16 protein-coding genes are annotated in these 19,731 nt (G+C 59.2%); 6 read left to right on the plus strand and 10 right to left on the minus strand.

Annotated features, from left to right (window positions below; translation table 11 throughout):
• Positions 1–2 precede the first annotated feature (2 nt).
• The 5 genes from pqqC to PanJK_RS01300 form a co-directional block, all read right to left on the minus strand.
• Complete coding sequence (pqqC, locus tag PanJK_RS01280; RefSeq protein ID WP_061720122.1) at positions 3–758, minus strand: pyrroloquinoline-quinone synthase PqqC; 756 nt, start codon at positions 756–758, stop codon at positions 3–5.
• Positions 755–1,681: a pyrroloquinoline quinone biosynthesis protein PqqB gene (pqqB, locus tag PanJK_RS01285; protein WP_222181949.1), complete on the minus strand. Its 927-nt coding sequence runs from the start codon at positions 1,679–1,681 to the stop codon at positions 755–757. The genes pqqC and pqqB overlap by 4 nt, the downstream gene beginning before the upstream one ends.
• A gap of 55 nt (positions 1,682–1,736) precedes the next feature.
• The gene (gene pqqA, locus PanJK_RS01290) at positions 1,737–1,808 is read right to left on the minus strand and encodes a pyrroloquinoline quinone precursor peptide PqqA (RefSeq protein ID WP_002905689.1); all 72 of its coding nucleotides are present in this window, start codon (positions 1,806–1,808) and stop codon (positions 1,737–1,739) included.
• Positions 1,809–1,956: 148 nt separating this feature from the next.
• Entirely contained in the window at positions 1,957–2,982 is a 1,026-nt protein-coding gene (locus tag PanJK_RS01295; RefSeq protein ID WP_265297398.1) for a dipeptidase, read from the minus strand.
• A gap of 77 nt (positions 2,983–3,059) precedes the next feature.
• Positions 3,060–3,992 carry an ABC transporter substrate-binding protein gene (locus PanJK_RS01300; protein ID WP_256696380.1) on the minus strand — a complete coding sequence of 311 codons (933 nt, stop codon included), beginning with the start codon at positions 3,990–3,992 and terminating at the stop codon, positions 3,060–3,062.
• Between the two features lie 189 nt (positions 3,993–4,181).
• Here PanJK_RS01300 and leuA point away from each other — a divergent pair, with 189 nt between their 5' ends.
• A complete protein-coding gene (gene leuA, locus PanJK_RS01305) occupies positions 4,182–5,867 on the plus strand; it encodes a 2-isopropylmalate synthase (protein WP_265296852.1) in 1,686 nt (561 codons plus the stop codon).
• On the opposite strand, the gene PanJK_RS01310 is transcribed toward leuA, so the two are convergent.
• Together PanJK_RS01310 and PanJK_RS01315 are read right to left on the minus strand one after the other, a co-directional pair.
• On the minus strand, positions 5,818–6,600 hold the full coding sequence (locus tag PanJK_RS01310) for an AraC family transcriptional regulator (protein ID WP_265296853.1): 783 nt from the start codon (positions 6,598–6,600) through the stop codon (positions 5,818–5,820). The two genes, leuA and PanJK_RS01310, sit on opposite strands and share 50 nt — an antisense overlap.
• Before the next feature lies 1 nt (position 6,601).
• Positions 6,602–7,465 (minus strand): NAD(P)-dependent oxidoreductase, encoded by an 864-nt coding sequence (locus tag PanJK_RS01315; RefSeq protein ID WP_256698404.1) that lies wholly within the window; start codon positions 7,463–7,465, stop codon positions 6,602–6,604.
• Positions 7,466–7,684: 219 nt separating this feature from the next.
• On the opposite strand from PanJK_RS01315, the gene pqqU reads away from it, so the two are divergent.
• Positions 7,685–9,796, plus strand: a complete 2,112-nt coding sequence (gene pqqU / locus PanJK_RS01320) for a TonB-dependent receptor PqqU (protein ID WP_256696377.1) — start codon at positions 7,685–7,687, stop codon at positions 9,794–9,796.
• A 94-nt stretch (positions 9,797–9,890) separates the two neighbouring features.
• Here the strand turns inward: pqqU and PanJK_RS01325 are convergent, their stop codons facing one another.
• From PanJK_RS01325 to PanJK_RS01335, 3 genes are all read right to left on the minus strand, one after another.
• A complete protein-coding gene (locus PanJK_RS01325; protein ID WP_256696376.1) occupies positions 9,891–10,445 on the minus strand; it encodes an isochorismatase family protein in 555 nt (184 codons plus the stop codon).
• Between the two features lie 17 nt (positions 10,446–10,462).
• Positions 10,463–10,888: a MarR family winged helix-turn-helix transcriptional regulator gene (locus PanJK_RS01330; RefSeq protein WP_265296854.1), complete on the minus strand. Its 426-nt coding sequence runs from the start codon at positions 10,886–10,888 to the stop codon at positions 10,463–10,465.
• 183 nt (positions 10,889–11,071) lie between these two features.
• Positions 11,072–11,617 carry a helix-turn-helix domain-containing protein gene (locus PanJK_RS01335; protein ID WP_256696374.1) on the minus strand — a complete coding sequence of 182 codons (546 nt, stop codon included), beginning with the start codon at positions 11,615–11,617 and terminating at the stop codon, positions 11,072–11,074.
• A 96-nt stretch (positions 11,618–11,713) separates the two neighbouring features.
• Here PanJK_RS01335 and PanJK_RS01340 point away from each other — a divergent pair, with 96 nt between their 5' ends.
• The 4 genes from PanJK_RS01340 to PanJK_RS01355 all read left to right on the plus strand — a co-directional run bounded on the left by PanJK_RS01340 (position 11,714) and on the right by PanJK_RS01355 (position 19,730).
• Positions 11,714–12,892, plus strand: coding sequence for a benzoate/H(+) symporter BenE family transporter (locus PanJK_RS01340; protein WP_265296855.1), 1,179 nt, complete (start codon positions 11,714–11,716; stop codon positions 12,890–12,892).
• Positions 12,893–13,045: 153 nt separating this feature from the next.
• On the plus strand, positions 13,046–14,386 hold the full coding sequence (locus PanJK_RS01345) for an SrfA family protein (RefSeq protein WP_265296856.1): 1,341 nt from the start codon (positions 13,046–13,048) through the stop codon (positions 14,384–14,386).
• A gap of 2 nt (positions 14,387–14,388) precedes the next feature.
• Positions 14,389–17,361, plus strand: coding sequence for a virulence factor SrfB (locus PanJK_RS01350; protein ID WP_061720134.1), 2,973 nt, complete (start codon positions 14,389–14,391; stop codon positions 17,359–17,361).
• Positions 17,358–19,730, plus strand: coding sequence for a virulence factor SrfC family protein (locus tag PanJK_RS01355; RefSeq protein ID WP_265296858.1), 2,373 nt, complete (start codon positions 17,358–17,360; stop codon positions 19,728–19,730). The genes PanJK_RS01350 and PanJK_RS01355 overlap by 4 nt, the downstream gene beginning before the upstream one ends.
• The last annotated feature ends 1 nt before the right edge of the window (position 19,731 follow it).

Raw genomic sequence — 19,731 nt, forward strand, 5'->3', positions numbered from 1 at the left:
TGTTATACCAGTCTTGTGCTGTGCCAGGATACCTGATCGGTGACCGTATGATAAGGCGGACGTTGCAGCGCATACGCCATGGTCATGGCATCCAACATGGTCCAGAGAATATCGAGCTTGAACTGCAGGATTTCCAGCATGCGGTTCTGCTGTTCGGCGCGGGTGAACACTTCAAGCGCCAGCGCCAGTCCATGCTCTACATCGCGGTTCGCCTGGCTCAGACGGCTGCGGAAGTAGAAATAGCCTTCCTCTTTGATCCACGGATAGTGCTGCGGCCAGCTGTCGAGGCGCGACTGATGAATCTGCGGCGCGAACAGTTCGGTGAGCGAGCTGCAGGCCGCTTCCTGCCAGTTGGCACGACGCGCAAAGTTAACGTAGGCATCCACCGCAAAGCGCACGCCCGGCAGCACCAGCTTCTCCGACAGCAACACCTCACGATCCAGGCCCACCGCTTCACCCAACTGCAGCCAGGCTTCAATGCCGCCTTCGTGTCCGTTGCTGCCGTCGTGATCGAGGATGCGCTGCACCCATTTACGCCGCGTTGCCGCATCCGGGCAGTTCGCCATGATCGCTGCGTCTTTCAGCGGAATATTGGTCTGATAATAGAAGCGGTTCGCCACCCAGCCCTGAATCTGCTCGCGCGTCGCATCGCCATTGTGCATGGCAATGTGGTACGGATGATGAATGTGGTAGAACGCGCCTTTGTCGCGCAGCGCCTGCTCAAACGCGGCGGGCGATAACGCTTCAGTAATGATCACGATGCAAACTCCTGCAGATGAATCGCCATACCATCCCAACTCACTTCAATGCCCTGCTGCGTCAGATAGGCGCGCTGCGGCGATTGCTCATTAAGGATGGGATTGGTGTTGTTAATGTGAATCAATATCTTGCGTTTAGCCGGCAGCGCGGCCAGCAGCGCCATCAAACCTTGTTCTTCGGCCAGCGCTAAGTGGCCCATGGCTTTGCCGGTATTTTTGCCGACGCCGGTAGCGAGCAGCTCGTCGTCCTGCCACACCGTGCCATCAATCAACAGGCAATCGGCTTTTTGCAGCCACGGCATGATCACCGCATCCGGCTCGCCAAGGCCCGGCGCGTACAGCAGCGTTTGGCCGTTGGCGGTGTTTTCAATAAACAGCGCCACATTGTGGCCCGGCAGCGGGCGATCGCGATACGGCGAATACGGTGGCGCGTTGCTGAGAATCGGAATCGCGGTGAACTGCAAACTGTGGCAGACATCGACGCGAAACGGTTCCAGCGGCGTTAACGCATGATGCTGCAAGCCGCCATTCCAGTGTTGCAGCATGGTGAAAATCGGGAAACCGCTGGTGAGATCGCCATGCACTTCCGGCGTGCACCACACCTGATGCGGGCAACCTTCGCGCAGGCTCAGCAAGCCGGTGGTGTGATCGATTTGGCTGTCGGTCAGAATGATGCTGCCAATCGCCGTGCCGCGCAGCACACCCTTTTTGATCAGTTCTGGCGTGTGGGCAATTTGCTGGCTGATGTCCGGCGAGGCGTTACACAGCACCCAATCTTCACCGTTGTCGCTGACAATGATCGAAGATTGCGTGCGCGCCTGCGCCTGAAGGGTACCGTTACGCAGGCCGCTGCAATTGGCGCAGTTGCAGTTCCACTGCGGGAAACCGCCGCCCGCCGCTGAACCGAGGACTTTAATAAACATGAAAGTTGACCAGAGAGAGAAAACAAAATGCCCGCACGAACGGCGGGCAGAAGTCTTAGCGGTTGGAGATGTACAGAGTCACTTCCAGGCCCAGACGCAGGTCAATAAACGCAGGTTTTTTCCACATAACGGTCTTCCTCTTAAAGCTAAAACGCAGAGAAATCTCTGCTGAAGTGAATTGCGGTTGTGACTTGGATCACATCGCAATCCGTACGCGCGCAGATGTTGCGCCAATGTAGCGAGCAGATCAACCCTGATTCGGTAAGGGAATTGTGTTAATCCTGCCAAATTTGTTGCAACACGCGCTGCCAGTTGCCCCATGCGAGCTGCTCAAGTGCTGTTTGATCGTAGTCGAACGAACGCAACAACGCATAAAGATGCGGTAATCCGCTGACATCTTTCAGCGCATCAGGCACGCTGATGCCATCAAAATCGGAGCCCAGCGCCACATGATCGCGGCCCATTATCGCGATCAGGTGCTCAACATGTTTAACAATTTCGATCAATGCGGTGTCGCTATCGCGTTTTCCATCGCTGCGCAGGAACGCATTGCCAAAATTCACACCCACCACGCCACCGCTGTCGCGAATGGCGCGCAGCTGATCGTCAGTAAGATTGCGCGGCTGCGCGCAGAGCGCATGCGCATTGGAGTGCGTTGCCACCAGCGGTGCTGTTGACAGGCGCGCGGTGTCCCAGAAGGCTTTCTCGTTCATGTGCGACATATCGATCAACATGCGATGGCGGTTAGCTGCGGCGATCAATTGCTCGCCTTGTTCGGTCAAGCCCGGTCCTGTGTCCGGCGAGCTGGGGAATGATCCACTGACGCCTTCGCCAAAGCGATTAGGCAGATTCCAGAACGGCCCGATGCTGCGCACGCCCGCTTTGTAAAACGCATCAAGCGCGACGCCATCACCATCAAACCCGTCTGCGCCTTCAATGTGCGCCACCAGCGCCAGCACGCCGTCAGCGCGACAGGCGGCAATATCTGAGGCACGGAGGCATAAACGCGCGCGACCATCAGATTGCGCCGCCAGCGTTTTCAGGATGTCGAGCTGCTGCCAGAGAATCGCCAGTGGTTCGAGATTTTCCTCCGCTCGCTGCGGCGCCACCTCTTTGACATAGCGCGGTGGCGGCACGAACATCGCGAACAGCCCACCGGCAAAACCGCCCTGCTGCATGCGCGGAAAATCAAGGTGGCCCTTTTCGATGCCGTGAAAAAATGCCTGCGCCGGATCATCGCGATGGTGCAGCCACAGATTGAGAAGCAGGTCGTTATGACCGTCGAAGGTTTTTAGCAACATAGTGGGATCTTGACGAAACAACATGCCGCCATGCTACGCGCGCGCTGCTGTTTCGCCAAATACGGGCGCACAAAGGGTTAGTTCTGCGCAACCTTTAAGCCGTGATAGAAGGTTGGTTTCACATCCAGATGTTTTTGAATTAACCCGTATTTCTGGTAGAAATCGGCGGTCTCCTGCTGTTGAGCGATGGTGGCATCATCAATGCTCTGCCAGTGCGATTTGCGCCGTGAGAAGGATTTCGCCGCCGCCTCTTTCGGGAAGCCGATGATTTTCGCCAGTGTGGTGGAGTACTCATCGACATGGCTGTTGGCCCAACGATCGGCAGCCGCTAAACGATTGACGTAATCCTGCAGCGCCGCGCGTTTCGCCTCATCTTGCAACGCGGCGTCGGTAGCGGCGAGGAAGCTGTTGCCGCTGGACAAGCCAACGCCGTTCACCAGCACACGTCCGGTATTTGTCACTTCCGCCAGCGCGGTATAAGGATCCCACGTTGACCAGGCATCCACCGAACCGTTAGCCAGCGCAATGCGCGCATCCGCCGGCGTTAAGAAGCGCCATTTGACGTCTTTATCGCTGACGCCCGCCTGCTCCAGCGCTTTGAGCGCCTCAAAGTGGCCAATCGATCCGCGTCCGGTGGCGATATTTTTGCCCTTCAGCTCGGCAACGGTTTTGATGGGCGAATCCGGGCTAACCAGCACCGCCAAACCTTCGGGTACCGATTTGCTCACCGCCACCGCTTTCACCTGCGAACCGGCCGCTAGCGAGAACAGCAGCGGCGCATCACCGATAATACCGGCATCTACCGCACCGGCATTCAGCGCTTCCGCCAGCGGTGCCGCCGCCGGGAATTCGGCCCATTGGATTTTATAATTGAGGTTGTTCAACTGCTGCGCCGCGGCCATTTCCGCGTGCATATTTCCCTTCTGATCGGCAATGCGCAGCGTCACGGTTTCTGCCGCTGTCGCGCTGCCCGCTGCCACGATCAATAGTGCCAAAGCTGCTCTTTTCATTGTGTTTTATCCCATCGCGCAAAACCCCAGCCTAACCCGTGCGCGCCAAATGACCGATGCCGATTTCGCATGAGATATGCCGCGTGGCGCATAAAGGTTGTCACTTTTGCGCGTAGGGTTGTCAGCAATGCGCGAGCCGCGCCGCGTGCTGCTGGGTGAGACTGAATACAACATCACAAGGAGATCGTTATGCTCATGCAACCCGCTGCAAAATACCGCCCGTTTCCGGTCATCGACTTACCCGAGCGTCAATGGCCATCGCGCCAGCTGACGCAGGCACCGCGCTGGCTCTCTACCGATTTACGCGATGGCAATCAGGCGCTGGCGACGCCGATGGACAGCGCGCGCAAGCTGGAGTTCTGGCAACTGCTGCTGCGCTGTGGCTTCAGGGAGATTGAGGTCGCGTTCCCGGCGGCATCGCAGACCGATTTTGATTTTGTCCGTTTGCTGATTGAGCAGAACCACATTCCAGACGATGTGGCGATTCAGGTGCTGACCCAGGCGCGCAGCGACCTGATCGAACGTACCTTTGAGGCGCTGCGTGGCGCACCGAACGCCATTATTCACCTGTACAACGCCACCGCGCCGCTGTTCCGCGAGCGCGTGTTCCGCCAGAGCAAAGCCGAAATTATTGAACTGGCCTGCGCCGGTGCACGGCAAATTCGCGCCCGCTGCGAAACGCAACAGGATACCGCGTGGACTTTCGAATATTCGCCAGAAACCTTCTGCTTTACCGAACCGGGGTTTGCGCTGGAGATTTGCGAAGCGGTGGCGGCGATTTGGCAGCCGGGCCCGGCGCGTCCGATGATCATTAACCTGCCCGCAACCGTCGAAGTGAATACGCCGAACGTCTATGCCGATCAGATTGAGTACTTCTGTCGCCACTTCAGCCAGCGATCGCAGGTGTCGATCAGCGTGCATCCGCATAACGATCGCGGTACCGGCATCGCCTGCGCCGAGCTGGCGCTGCTGGCGGGTGCCGATCGCGTCGAAGGCTGTTTGTTCGGCAACGGCGAGCGCACCGGCAACGTCGATATCGTCACGCTGGCGCTCAATCTCTATACCCAAGGCGTGGCGCCGCAACTCGATTTCAGCGATATCCAGCAGGTGCTGGAAGTGGTGACGCGCTGCAACCAGCTGCCGGTGCATCCGCGCCATCCATATGCCGGTGAGCTGGTGTTTACCGCCTTCTCCGGTTCGCATCAGGATGCGATTCGCAAAGGCTTTACCGAACGCGCTGAGCGTGAAGAAACCCTGTGGCAGATGCCCTATCTGCCGCTCGATCCTTTGGATATCGGTTGCAGTTACGAAGCGGTAATCCGCGTCAACAGTCAATCCGGCAAAGGTGGCGCCGCGTGGCTGCTGGAGCAGAATCACGGCCTGCAACTGCCGCGCGGCTTGCAGCAGGATTTCAGCCGCCTGGTGCAGCAGCAAACCGACCAGCACGGTCAGGAGATGACGCACCATGCGCTCTGGCAGCTGTTTTGTCAGCATTACGGCTTAACCCAGCCCGTGCGTCGTTTACTGGAAGCGGAAAGTCACAGCGACGATAAAGGCGAAACGCGCTTCAAAGCGCGACTGCAACAGGGCGCGCAGCTGGTGACGCTGGAAGGCAAAGGCAACGGCTTGCTCTCTGCCGCCGTCAGCGCGCTGCGTCAGCGCTACGACATCGTCATCACCATTGAGGATTATCACGAACACACGCTGGGCAAACGCAGCGACAGCCGTTCGGTGACGTACATTAGTTGTATTAACGCACGCGGTGAACGCGCGTGGGGGGTGGGCATTGATAACGATGTGGCGCGCGCTTCATTGCAGGCGCTGCTCAACGCAGCGCACGCTTTTCTGCCGCAGGAAAGTAGTTCACTGGCGTAACGCCGAGCACGCGACGAAACATCGCACTGAAGGCGCTTGGGCTGTCGTAACCGAGATCGAGCGCCACCGTCAGCACGCTTTCGCCTTGCGCTAAGCGGGTTAACGCCACGCTCAATCGCGCGCGGCGCACCCAATCGCTGAACTGCAAACCGGTTTCGCGGCTGAAATGCCGCGCCAGCGTGCGTTCCGCCACACAAAGTTGCGTAGCCGCGCGGGCCAGCGTCCAGTTTTCGCCGGGTGCTTGCTGGATGTGCTGGCACAAACTCAGCAGCCGCTCGCTCTCCGGCAGCGGCAGGCCAAACGGCAGCACATCCATCACGCGGATCTCATCGAGGATCAACTCGTAAATCCGCTCGGCGCGGCTGCCGGAAACGTACTGATCCGGCAGCGGCAGCGCGCTGACAATCAACTCGCGCAGCAGCGGCGAAATCTGCACCACCTGACAACTGGCGGGCAAATCGGCGCGCGCCAGCGGATCAACAAACAGCGTGCGCGCCGCGACTGCGCCGACGATGTGCAGCGCGTGACGCGTTCCCGCTGGCAGCCAGACGCCCCGACTCGGCGGCACAATCCAGCTGCCGTGCTGCGTTTCCACTTTCACCACGCCGCTCAGCGTGTGGATCAGCTGCGCGCAATCGTGGTGATGCCACGGCTCCGCGTCACCATGCGCATAATCATGCGCATAAGGCACCAGCGGACGATAGGCGAAGTCGAAGTTGAGCCGCGCACTCATGTTAGCGTTTCAGATATTGATAAACCGCCGCCAGATCTTGCTCGCCGTAACCGGCGTCCACCGCTTGCTGCCAGACATCTACGATGTTTTCCAGCGCCGGCAGTTTGCTGTCGCCTGCCGCATCCAGCGCCAGTTTGGCGTCTTTCAGCGCCCACACCAAATGCATCTGCGGCGTGAAATCACCGCTGGCGATCATACCGAGTTTCATTTTGGCGTACGGTGCCGCCAGCGGACCGCCATCCAGTACTTTCCACAGATCGTCGGTGCTGAAACCAAACTCTTCCGCCAGACGGGTACTTTCTGCCAGGCTCTGCATCAGGCCAATCAACCAGCTATTCACCACCAGCTTCATACGCGAGCTAGCGCCCGCCTCGCCCAGCCACTGCGTGCCTTTACCGATTGCCGCAAACACCTGCTCGGCGGCCTGCGCTTTGCTCTGATCGCCGCTGGCCATCACCAGAATTTGCGCATTTTCGGCCGGCGCTTTGGTGCCGGAAACCGGTGCATCGATAAACACTACATCCGGACGCGCGCTTTTGAATTCAGCGATCAGTTGATCGGTGGCTTCCACGCCGATGGTGCCCATCTGACAAATCGTCGCGCCCTGCTTGAGCGCGGAGCGGGCATCGTTCAGCGCCTGCCGCGTAGTATCGCCGTCGGCCAGCATGGCGATCACCACATCCGCGCCTTCTACCGCTTGCCCGGCGCTATCAGCCAGCGTGATGCCAGCATCCAGCAGATCTTCGCCTTTGGCACGCGTACGGTTCCAGCCGCGTACCGTGAAGCCTTTTTTCAACAGGTTAGCGGCAAACGCATGGCCCATCGCGCCCAATCCCAGTACCGCGACAACAGGTTGTTGACTCATCATTCCCTCTCTTTTGTGCTTTCAGACAAAACCGCCAGACTGACAGAATTTCCCTGACGCAGCCAGGCCAGAGATGCGATGGAAAAACATTTTCAACACCGCAATTATTAATAATCCGTCATACTATTAACGCTTTTCAAACAAATGATAAAACGATTAACATACGCGCCATTAATGTTCCATTCGGTACATTCCACGCCCTTTTTACGGTCTTTCATAATGAAAATAGCTTTACTGCGACAGGCTTCGTTGCTGATGCTGCCTGCGATGTTGCCGGTCTCAGCGCTGGCGGCGAACGCGGCCAATAACACCATGGTGGTGAGCGCGGCGCCGTCCGCATCCGGACTTTCTGAACTTGATACGCCAGCCGCCGTTAGCGTGGTTTCCGGCGACGATATGCGCCATGCAGCACCGCGCGTCAATTTGTCAGAAAACCTCAGCAGCGTGCCGGGTTTGCAGATTCAGAATAGGCAGAACTATGCGCAGGATTTGCAGATTTCGGTACGCGGTTTTGGTTCGCGTTCCACCTTCGGCCTGCGCGGTATTCGCATGTATGTCGACGGCATTCCAGCCACCATGCCCGACGGCCAGGGACAAACCTCTAACATCGATATCGGATCAATCGATCACATCGACGTGCTGCGCGGCCCATTCTCGGCGCTGTATGGCAACTCGTCGGGCGGCGTGATTAACGTTGAAACCGAAACCGGGCAGCAACCGACCACGCTGGAAGCCAGCAGCTGGTACGGCAGTTACGGTAGCTGGCGCAACAGCGTTAAAGCCAGCGGCGCGACCGGTGACGGTACGCAAGCCGGCGACGTTAATTACACGGTTTCCGCCTCACGCTTTACCACGCACGGCTTCCGCGATCACAGCTCGGCGCAGAAAAATCTCGGCAACGCCAAACTCGGCGTGCGCATTGATGATGTCAGCACCCTGACGCTGCTGTTCAACAGCGTGCACGTTGATGCGCAGGATCCGGGCGGTTTAACCGCCGAACAGTGGAAAGAAAATCCGCGTCAGGTGGCTAGCAACGTCACCTTGTACGACGCGCGTAAAACCGTCGATCAAACCCAGGCGGGCCTGCATTATCAGCGCCAGATGAGTGAAAACGACGACCTGAGCGTGATGATGTACGCCGGTGAACGTGAAACCACGCAGTATCAATCGATTCCCAAAGCTACGCAGCTGCGCCCAGGTTATCCCGGCGGCGTGATCTCTTTGTCTCGTCATTATCAGGGCATCGATACCCGCTGGACGCACCGCGACGCGCTGTTCACCATTCCGGTGACTTTCACTGGCGGCCTCGACTATGAAACCATGACCGAGAAGCGCAAAGGTTATCAGAACTTTAGCGGCGATGAACTGGGCGTGCAGGGCGAGATGCGTCGTAACGAACGCAACCTGATGTGGAACCTCGATCCTTATCTGCAAACCGCATGGCAGTTGACCGATAAATTGTCCCTGGATGCTGGCGTGCGCTTCAGTACGGTGAATTTCGACTCGAATGACTATTACGTCACCTCAACCGATCCGGATGACAGCGGCAATCGTCGCTACCATCGCTGGTTGCCTGCCGCTGCGCTGAACTACGCGATTGATAACAGCTGGAATGCCTATGTTTCTGCTGGTCGCGGCTTCGAAACGCCGACGCTGAATGAGTTGTCCTATCGCGCCGCCGATCAAGCCGGACTGAATCTCAACCTGCAACCCGCCACCAGCGAAACGGTTGAACTGGGCAGTAAAAAACGCATTGGCAATGGCCTGTTAACTGCGGCGATTTTCCAGACCGACACCAAAAACGAGATCGTTTCCGACAGCAGCTTTGAAGGCCGCACCAGTTACAAAAACGCCGGTGAAACCCGCCGTCGTGGATTGGAACTCGGCCTCGACCAGCAGTTTGGTGAAAGCTGGCGCTTCAAAGCCGCATGGACCTTGCTGGATGCCCGCTATCGCTCAAACGCCTGCGGCACCGAAAGCTGCGACGGCAACCGCATTCCCGGCATTGCCCGTAACATGGCTTACGCAGGATTGGCTTACGCGCCCGATCAAGGCTGGTATGCCGGAACCGATGTGCGCTACCTGAGCGATATCGCGGCGGATGATGAAAACGATGTGAAAGCGCCGTCTTACACCGTGGTCGGCGTAAACAGCGGTTATAAGTGGCTGGTACAGAACTGGACGCTGGACCTGTTTGGCCGCGTCGATAACCTGTTCGACCGCAACTACATCGGTTCGGTGATCGTCAATGAAAGCAACGGCCGCTACTACGAACCGGCACCGGGCCGCAATTACAGCGTGGGCCTGACGGTGAGTTACGCGTTTCAGTAAATAATCCGGTTATCATATGAAATAAAAAAGCCCTGCTAGAAATTGCGGGGCTTTTTTATATATCGGTCACCATAAATGGCGACCCTACGAAAAATTACTTCAACAACGCCAGCACATCATCGGTGGTGCCAGTTTCGCCCAGGCGTGGGAAGATGCGCTCGACGCTGTTTTTATGCGTTTCGGCATTCAGGCAGGTCATAGCATCGATTGCCAACGTGACGTTGTAACCCAACTCATACGCCTGACGCGCCGTGGATTCCACACCGATGCTGGTGGCGATACCGCAAATAACCACTTGCGTGATGCCGCGCTGCTGCAGCTGCTCATGCAGATCGGTGTTGTGGAATGCGCCCCAGGTTTTTTTGGTGATGGCGATATCACCGCGCTGCTGCGCCAGGTCCGGCACCAATGTGGCCCAATCGGCAGGCAGTTCGCCACCATGTTTCGGCTGCTCATTACGGCCAGGCGCGCCGCCCGCAACGTTCACCAGCACCACCGGGCGCTTTTGGCCACGGAAGGCATCGGCCAAACGCGCTGAGCGCTCAATCACTTCGTGAGCTTCTAACGGTGCGACAGGCAGCGCGACAATGCCGTTCTGCAGGTCAATTACAATCAGCGCGGTGTTGTCGTCAAGGGTAGTTAAAGCCATGTTGAGTCCTCTCAGGATTATTGGTCGGCAAGTCGTTGCAGTAAGGGAATCGCGGCCAGCAGCGTTTGCTGTTCGTGCGCGTTCAACTGCGTCGCAATGCTGTTTAGCAACCAGTCATCACGTTGTGCGCGGTTGGCGGCGATCAGTTTCAGGCAAGCATCGGTGGGTTGATAGCGGGTTTTGCGGCCATCTTGCGGATCGGCGGTGCCCTGCACCATACCCAGCGTTTGCAAGCTGGCCACGGTGGCGCCCATCGACTGCGTGCGCACACCTTCCAGCGTAGCCAATTCCGTTACCGTCATGGCACCATCCCGCACCAGATAGCCGAGTACCGATACCTGCGGCCAGGTGAGATCGCCCGGCGTCGCCGATTCCCGCAGGCGACGCGCCAGTTTGCCATTGATGCTGCGCAATAACGCCGCCGCGCTGTTGAGGTCGCTCATGGCACCTTCTCCTTACTGATGAGCCGCGAGTATATAAATACGAAGGCAAACTGGGTAGTTTACCTTCGTATCAATTTGTAATTGTGCCGGGTTATGAGGGGGTCGCCATGAATGGCGACCCTACGTGGGTTTGTAGGGTCGCTATTCATGCGCACCTGGTGTTGGTCGCCATAAATGGCGACCCTACGGGCGCTGCAGATAATGGATCAAGCTGTGAAAACGTAACGGCGTGCTGAGAGGATTGCGGTAGCTGTGTGGCGTATCGGCAGCAAACTGACTGGCTTCGCCCGCAAGCAAGCGCCGCCATGTGCCTTCCACACCCAACAGCAGTTCGCCGTCCAGCACCACCACTTGCTCAATCACTCCACTTTCATGCGCCGATGAATCGCTCTGCGCGCCACCCGCCAGCGTCACTTCCAGCAGATCAAAACGCAGTTTGGCATCGTACGGCAGCAGCGGCTTAACCTGCATCTGTGCATTGGGCTGGCTGAAGGTCGCCACGCTGCCCGGCGGTTGATCGCTGCCCTGCACAAAGAAGGAAAACGGCACGTTAAAGCCGGTGGCGATTTTCCACAGCGTCGCCACCGTGGGGCTCGATTCGCCGCGCTCGATCTGGCCGAGCATCGCTTTGCTCACGCCGGTGCGATCCGCTGCCAGCGTCAGGCTCCAGCCGTTGGCCTGACGCAGCTGTTTCAGCGCCAGACTCAAATGTTGATGCAAATTTTCCATGTGTTCTCCCGAAAAGCTCGCGCGCAGTGTAACACTTGTGCGCTATAACGCTCCATGCCACTATGTGCGCTATAACGCACAACCGGATGTGATCTGATGACGACCGCCACCACACGCAGTGCTTTCTCTTTCCCGATGCTGATTTCTGGTTTTATCGCCGTGCTGGTGGGCTACAGCAGCACGGCGGCGCTGATCTTTCAGGCGGCGCAGGCGGCGGGCGCTTCGCCGGAGCAGATTGGCGGCTGGCTGTCGATGCTCGGCGTCGGTATGGGATTGGCCTCGTTCGGCTTATCACTGTGGACGCGCATGCCAATCCTCGCCGCTTGGTCAACGCCTGGCGCGGCCCTGCTCGCCACCAGCGTGCAGGGTTTGACGCTGAATGAAGTGATTGGCGTATTTGTCGCGACTAACCTGCTGATTGTGTTGTGCGGCGTCACCGGCCTGTTTGCTCGTCTGATGAATCACATTCCGCAGTCGCTGGCGGCGGCGATGTTGGCCGGGATTCTGCTGAAGTTTGGCATCGGCACCTTTAGCGGCTTGCAGAGCAATTTCGCGCTGTGCGGCAGCATGTGTCTGGTGTGGCTGTTGAGCCGTCGCTGGCTGCCGCGCTACGCGATTATTCTGGCGTTGATCGCCGGCGTGCTGGTGGCGCTGGGCCAGCAATCAATCCACTTTCCGCCGCATGCGCTGGCGATCAGTCGACCCGAATTCATCATGCCGCAGTTTAATCTGGCAGCGCTGATTGGCGTGGGTTTGCCCTATTTTCTCGTCACCATGGCGTCACAAAACGCGCCGGGCATCGCCACCTTGCAGGCACACGGTTATCAGCCGCCGGTATCTGCGCTAACCGGCTGGACCGGATTTATCGCCTTAGTGCTGTCGCCGTTTGGCGGATTTTCGGTATGTATCGCCGCGATTACCGCCGCCATCTGCATGGGAGACGACGTCGATCCCAATCCGGCGCGCCGCTGGATGGCCTCGGCATTGGCGGGCGTGTTCTATCTGCTGACCGGCTTTACCGGCGGATTGATCGCCATCATGCTGAGCGCCTTGCCGCCGGTATTGATCGCCACGCTGGCCGGTTTGGCGCTACTCGCTACGCTGTCCGGCAGTTTGCAGCGCGCCTTAGCGGAGCCGGATCAGCGCGATAGCGCCATCGTGGCATTCCTGATCACCGCCAGCGGCATTTCACTGTTGGGCATCGGCTCCGCCTTTTGGGGACTGCTCGGCGGTATGCTGACCTATTTGATTCTTTCCCCACGACGCCACGCTTAAAATTTCAACAGATCACCCTCGCACCCGGGAAAAACGCCCTGTTTTTCCCCCTTTATCAGCCGTTTGATTTCGCAACATTTGGCTTAAGATCACTATCATCGCCAAAAACACACACTGTTCTGCCTCAGACAACCACCGATAAGGGCCCAACGAGTGGCAAAAACTTTTCTGCGCAGCGGCAATCTGGATTCGGTACTGGCACTGGGTGAAAACGGCCAGCCGGTCTGGACGTCCGCGCTGCAAATCCGTGAAACCCTGCGCCTGCGCCGCCAAACCACGCTGGCCAATTGCCTCGCGATTCCGCAAGTCAACGAGCGCGGTGACCGCCTCGATTGGTACGCCCCGTTTAATGGCAAAGTAAAATCCTGGCTGGGTGCCAGCGATCACGAGCGCCGCCAAGCGCTGGAGCTGCTGACGCTGAACCAGCAGGATTTGCAGGCGCTGAGCCTGCGCGCGCGCGACGCGGAGAATCCTGCGATGCGCTTGTTTGGTGCGTTGCTGAGCAAGACGTTGCAGTTCCCGGATCAGCAGTACGTTTATCTGGTGGATGGCAAACCGGTGATCACCTTCTGGGGCTTTGTCGATCCGCAGGCGCGTTCGCGTGATGACGCGCTGGCCTGCCTGCGTGACTCACTGGAAGATGAACTGCCGCCGCTGTTGCCGGAACCGCCAGCACCCGCTCCGCTGGTGGTCGCGCCAGTAATTGCGCCGCTGATCGACGTGCCGCCTGCCGCTGCCGAACCGCTGATCGAGCCGAAACCTGAAGTCGAAGAACCAGCAGCCGAAGTCATTCCTGAGCCCGCGCCTGAACCGGAGCCTGTCGTGCCACCACGTCGCGCCTTTACCGTGCGTCCGCTGATGCTGCTGTTGCCGGTTGCGGCGGTGGTCGCTGCGGGTGTCGCCTTCTGGCTGCACAGCGCACCGCAACCGGCTGCGATTAGCGTTGCAGATGTGCCTGTGCCGGTGAGTAAGCCGCCGGCCGTGATGGTGAAAGCGGAAAAACTTGCCGCCACGCTGCCACAAACCGCCGCCACCGTCATTGCTGCCCCCGCACCGGTTGCTGCGCCTGTCGCGCCGCCTGAGGTGGTTGCTGAACACACCGAACCGGCCAAAGCTGATGATTTGGTGATGACCACAGAAGATGCGCGCGTTGGCTCAGTGAAATTTATCAATGGCACCTGGCGCGTGACCTTGCGTCAAACCAATCTGCCGACCGGCAAACCGCCAAGCATGCGCTATCAGATGCGCAACGGCAAAGGCACCGCCACCATTACCCAGGGCGACAACATCCGCTGTAAAGCCGATGTCACCGCCGCGATGACCAGCGCCGGCAGCATGGAAGTGCGCAGCCGCTATACTGCGACCTGCAGCGATAAATCGCGTTACCGCATGCCGGAATTGGTGTGTAAAGCCGGTGATGGCATCGCCAGCTGTACTGCGCAATACGGCGCAGATCAGGTCTTCCCGTTGACGATTAAGCGTGAGAGTAAGTAAACATGTTGGCTCCCCTCATCGATGACAAACAGAAAATCACGCTGATTGAAGATAGCGGTGTGCAGTTTCTTGATTTCGGTTTGCGTTTACCTGCGTTGCAGGCTCGCCGCCAGTTCGTGCGTCAAACCGCCAACGGCCCGCTGCTGCGCCTCAACGTCGACGGCAACAGCGGCAAGTTCCTGCTCTATCCGGAAGATGGCGGCGCGGCGGAAGTGGTGCGTCCGGAAACGGATATCGCGCTGGCCGACTCGCTGAAGCTGCTGGCTCATCAATGGCTGCCGCTGCCGGTGCTGCGTTGCACCAGCGGACGTCGTTTTATCGGCGGCCCGGACAACTGGGCGCGTCTGCATCTGGCGCCGCTGGCGCAACCCGATGCGGCAGGCAACACCCATCGCATCACCCTCGCCTTTGATACGCGCATTGTGTCAGAGCAAGATGGCGGCGAGCAGCACGGTTTGAGCAAAGCCGATGCGCAGAACGGCGTCAGTTTCGCCCTTGCCTGGCACAACTACGAGCTGGGCGAATTCCTCGACCATACGTGGGTCGATGGCTGGCTGCGTGAAACCTTTAGCCAGCAGGTGCATGCGCTGGAGTCACGTCGCGAGCAGGAGCTGAACCAGGCGCTGCGTGAGTTCGAATATCAGGCGCACTATCTCAACCTGTTGGAATTGCTGGGCGAACAGCTCGATCTGGCGGAGATCTATATCCAGGCGACGTCGCTGCAAACGCCGGCGGTCAACGTCGATATCATTCTCGACGTCGGCAACTCGCACACCTGCGGCATTCTGGTGGAAGATCACGCCGAAGAGAGCAGCGGCCTGCGTCAAACCTACGAGCTGCAGCTGCGCGATCTCTCCGAGCCGCATCAGGTTTATAACGAGCTGTTCGACAGCCGTCTGGAATTTGCAGAAACCCGTTTCGGCAAGGCCAACTTCTCGCTGGAGAGCGGCCGTGAAAATGCCTTTATGTGGCCGTCGCTGACGCGCGTGGGCCGTGAAGCCAGCCGTCTGGCGCTGCTGCGTGCCGGCACCGAAGGCAGCACCGGTTTGTCCAGCCCGCGCCGCTATTTGTGGGATGAAGCGCGCTATCAGCCAGGCTGGCGCTTCAACGCCAACGGCAGCAGCGATGAGCCGCAGGCCACCGCGCTGCCGTTCACCTTACTGATCAATGACGAAGGCCAGCCGCTACACGCGCTGGCGGAAGACGATCGTCTGCCGGTGTTCTCCGCCAGCTACAGCCGCAGTTCGCTGATGACCTTTATGCTGTGCGAACTGCTGGCGCAGGCGATGATGCAGATGAACAGCGTGGCGCAGCGCCAGCGCATGCCGCAAAGCCAGGCGCCGCGTCAGCTGCGTCATGTGATTCTGACGCTGCCGTCGGCAATGCCGAAGCCGGAGCGTGAGATTTTTCGTCGCCGCATGCAGGAAGCCATCGCGCTGGTGTGGAAAGCCGAAGGCTGGCATCCAGCTGAAGAAGAGTTCACCGCCGCCAGCCAGGCAAACAGCCTGCGTCCGGTGCCGGATGTGCAGATGGAGTGGGATGAAGCCACCTGCGGTCAAATGGTGTGGCTGTTCAACGAAACTCAGGTCAACTTTGCCGGTCGCGCAGAAGATTTCTTCAGCAGCATGGCGCGCCCGGATCGTCCGCGTGAAGTCGACGAGCTGCCGGGTAAAAGCCTGCGCATCGCCTCGATTGATATCGGCGGCGGCACCACCGATTTAGCCATCACCCAATATCGCCTCGATGATGGCCAGGGCAACAACGTCAAAATCACCCCGCGCTTGCTGTTCCGCGAAGGCTTCAAAGTTGCTGGGGACGATATTCTGCTGGATGTGATTCAGCTGTGGATTCTGCCGGCATTGCAGCAGAGCTTGCAGAAAGCCGGTTTGCAACTGGCCGAACCGCTGATGAACAAGCTGTTTGGTCACGACAGCCGCATGGACGGACAGGCCACGCTGCGTCAGCAAGTGACGCTGCAGCTGTTTATTCCGCTGGCGCAGGCGGTGCTGGAGCAGTACGAAAACTGGGATCCGCTCGACAGCCACAGCGAAATCAATGCGCTGTTCGGCGAGCTGGTGCCACAAAAACCGGCCAGCAGCGTGCTGGCGTTTGTGAACGGTGAAATTCAGCGCACGCTCGGCGGCGATAGCCGTTTCGATCTGCTTGAGGTGCCGCTGGTGGTCAGCATGGCGCAGCTGCACGGCGAGTTCCTGCAACACCGCATGGCGATTATTCCGGCGCTGCGCGCGATGTGCGAAGTGGTGTCTTTGTACCAGTGCGATGTGCTGCTGCTCACCGGTCGCCCGTCACGCTTCCCCGGCATTCAGGCGCTGGTGCGCCATCTGCAACCGTTGCCGGGCAGCCGCATTTTGTCGCTGGAAGGCTATCACACCAGCGACTGGTATCCGTTCAACAAGCAAGGCCGTATTGATAATCCGAAATCCACCGCCGCGGTGGGCGCGATGCTGTGCCTGCTGGCGCTCGATCTGCGCCTGAGCAGCTTCTGGTTCCGCGCCGGTGATTTCGAACCATACTCCACCATTCGTTATCTCGGCGTGCTGGATGAGACCTCGGCGCTCAGCGACGACAATTTGTGCTACAGCGAGATCGACCTCGACAGCAGCAGTTTCGCGCTGGATCGCAAAAGCAGCTTCCGCATACGCGGCAACGTCTGCCTGGGTTTCCGCCAGCTGGAGAACGATCGCTGGCCGGCATCGCCGCTGTATAGCCTGAGCATTGTCGACCCGACGCTGGCGCGTCAGGTTGCCGGTGAAAGCGTACTGCGCATCAAACTGGCGGTGCAGCCGGGCCCGGATAATCTCGGCCCTGAACGCTTAGTGTTAAGCGATGCACGCATGGATGACGGCACGCGCGTGCCGCTGGAGCAGCTGAGTCTGAAACTGAATACGCTTTCCGCCACCGGCAACGCGAATGCGCAATATTGGATCGACAGCGGGAGCGTCTGCAAACGATGAGAACTGCCAAAAAAGCCTCGCCGGTTACGCCCGCGAAACGTCTGAGCCTGATGCAGGAAACGCTGGATGGCGCGCTGAACTGGGTGGAAACCCATCAGGCGCACGCGCCGCGTCTGGCGCTGGAAGCCGAAACCCTGACGCTGCAACTGCGCCGCGCGCGCGTGGAAAGCCATGCCCTGGCGCGTCAGCTGGCGCGTCCGGTGACGCTGGCGCTGTTTGGTCAGTCGCAGGCGGGCAAAGCCTGGCTGTTGAGTGAGATGGTCGGCGATGCGCAGGGCCAACTGATCGCGCGTCTCGGCGATAAGACCCTGAATTATTTCCAGAACATCAATCCCGGCAATCTCGATTTCGCCATCGCCACCCGCTTCAGCCACCAGCGCGAAACCCAATCCAACGCCTGGCCGCTGGAAATGACGCTGCTGAGCGAAGTGGAACTGATTCGTTTGATGCTGGCCTGCGCCAAAACCGAGCTTCAGCCCGACACAGCGCAGATCGATGCCGCCTTGCAGCGTTTGCAGCGCCATCGGCAGGATGAACCGCAGCCGGGCCTCGACAGCGATGCGCTGATCACGCTGTGGGCGTGGAGCCGTCGTCATCATCGTCATGCCGAGATTCTCGATCGCCACTTCTGGCCGCAGGCGATTGCGCTGGCGCCGTGGCTCAACGTCGACGACCGCGTGCAGCTGTTTGCCCTGCTGTGGCCGGGGCAAAACGCGCTGAACGAAAGCCTGCGTAGCCTGATGCACTTGCGTCACCAGTTGCGCCACGCGCCGCGCGTGTTAGCACCGCTTAGCGTGCTGGTGGACGATGCTGCGCTGCCGGCAGAAAAACTGATTGGCAACGATGCCGACTGGCAGGAGATGATCGAAGTGTGTCCGATCGTCGCCAATCGCGTGGGGAAAGCGCAGCATGTGCCGCTGGGATTACTGTCGTTGCTGACGCTGGAGATCACCTTGCCGCTCAGCTCGACGCCGCGTCAGGCGCTGTACGATGATGCGGATATGCTTGAGATGCCCGCGCCGGGCACGCCAGCCGATCGCGCCCAACAGGATGAACTGGCGCAGCTACGTAAACGCGATCCGCTGCGCGCCACGCTGCTGGAACAGAAACGCGCGCTGCTGCCGGGTTTGTACGCCGCGCGTCAGGGCATCGATTTGATGCTGATCTGTACCGCCGCCAGTCAGCGTCAGGATACCGATGTCGCCGCCAGCGCGCTGCGCGAGTGGCACATGCATCAAACCATCGCCGCCAGCGGTGAGAAACCGCGTCTGATTTGGGCGATCACGCCGCATGATGCGCGCTATCAGCAGCAGCAGATTAACGTTGATGAAGCAGTGCAGCGACAGATTGGTCAGCCGGGTCAGAGTTGGGGATCGATGCTGGCACTGGATCGCGCAGGCGTCGATCGCATGGGCAGCTGGTTGCAGGATGAGATGCAGCCGGAAGCGCGCCGCGACCGTTTGGCATTGCAGCTCGGCGCGCTGCAGCAGAAGCTGGTTGAACGTTTGCAGCCGTGGACCGAATCCAGCGCCACGCCAGAACAGGCGGCACGCAAGCAGGCGATCTCCGATACGCTGCTGAAATGTTTGCAACATCGCACCGGTTTGCACGGTGAACTTCTGGAGCGTTTGCAGCCGTCGCGTGAAGCGGTACGTCAGCTGTGGCTGAGCCAGAGCAGCAGCACTCATACTCAACATAGCGCCAAAACCGCAGCCGCTGAGCAGAGCTATTTTGGCATCGGCTTCGAGTTTGATCTGTTTAAAGATGAGCCGGTGGCCGCCGCTGAGCCGCGCAGCTCGGGCGGTCAGCGCGATCAGCAATTCCCGCAGCAGGTGTTTGCGCTGTGGCTGGAGCATTTGCGTCAGCTACCGGAAAGCCGCAGCCTGCTGGCGCTGCTCAACGTCGATAAGCCGACGCTGGAGATGCTGGTGGAAGAGTTGATTACCGCCAGCTTCCGTCTCAAGGTGCTGAACAAACTGCAAAACGCGCTGAATGAGCCGGATGCGCAGGCCAGCGCCCACGAAGCGCGTACCGATCGTCAGGTTTCACGTGCCATGACGGTGCTGGGTGATTTTGTCGCGTGGCTGGGCTTTTTACAGCGCCCGGAGAGCGAGCGTCCTGAAAGTCGCGTCAATCGCGGTCAGACAATTTTTGCCCGTCCGCCCGCGCCAAGCGTGAGCTTCTCGCCGGGACAGCGCTTAACGCGTCTGTCGGCCGCACCCGCCAATCATACCGCTTACTACATCTATGACTGGCTGGTGGGGTTGAATTCGGTGATCGTTGAGAACAATGGCTATACCGGCGGCGGCGATTTGCCCGCCAATGCGCGCCAGATGCTGGCGATTTTACTGCTACCGCTGCACGCGTAAT

It is taken from the genome of Pantoea sp. JK, assembly GCF_026130245.1.
GTDB lineage: Bacteria > Pseudomonadota > Gammaproteobacteria > Enterobacterales > Enterobacteriaceae > Pantoea > Pantoea trifolii.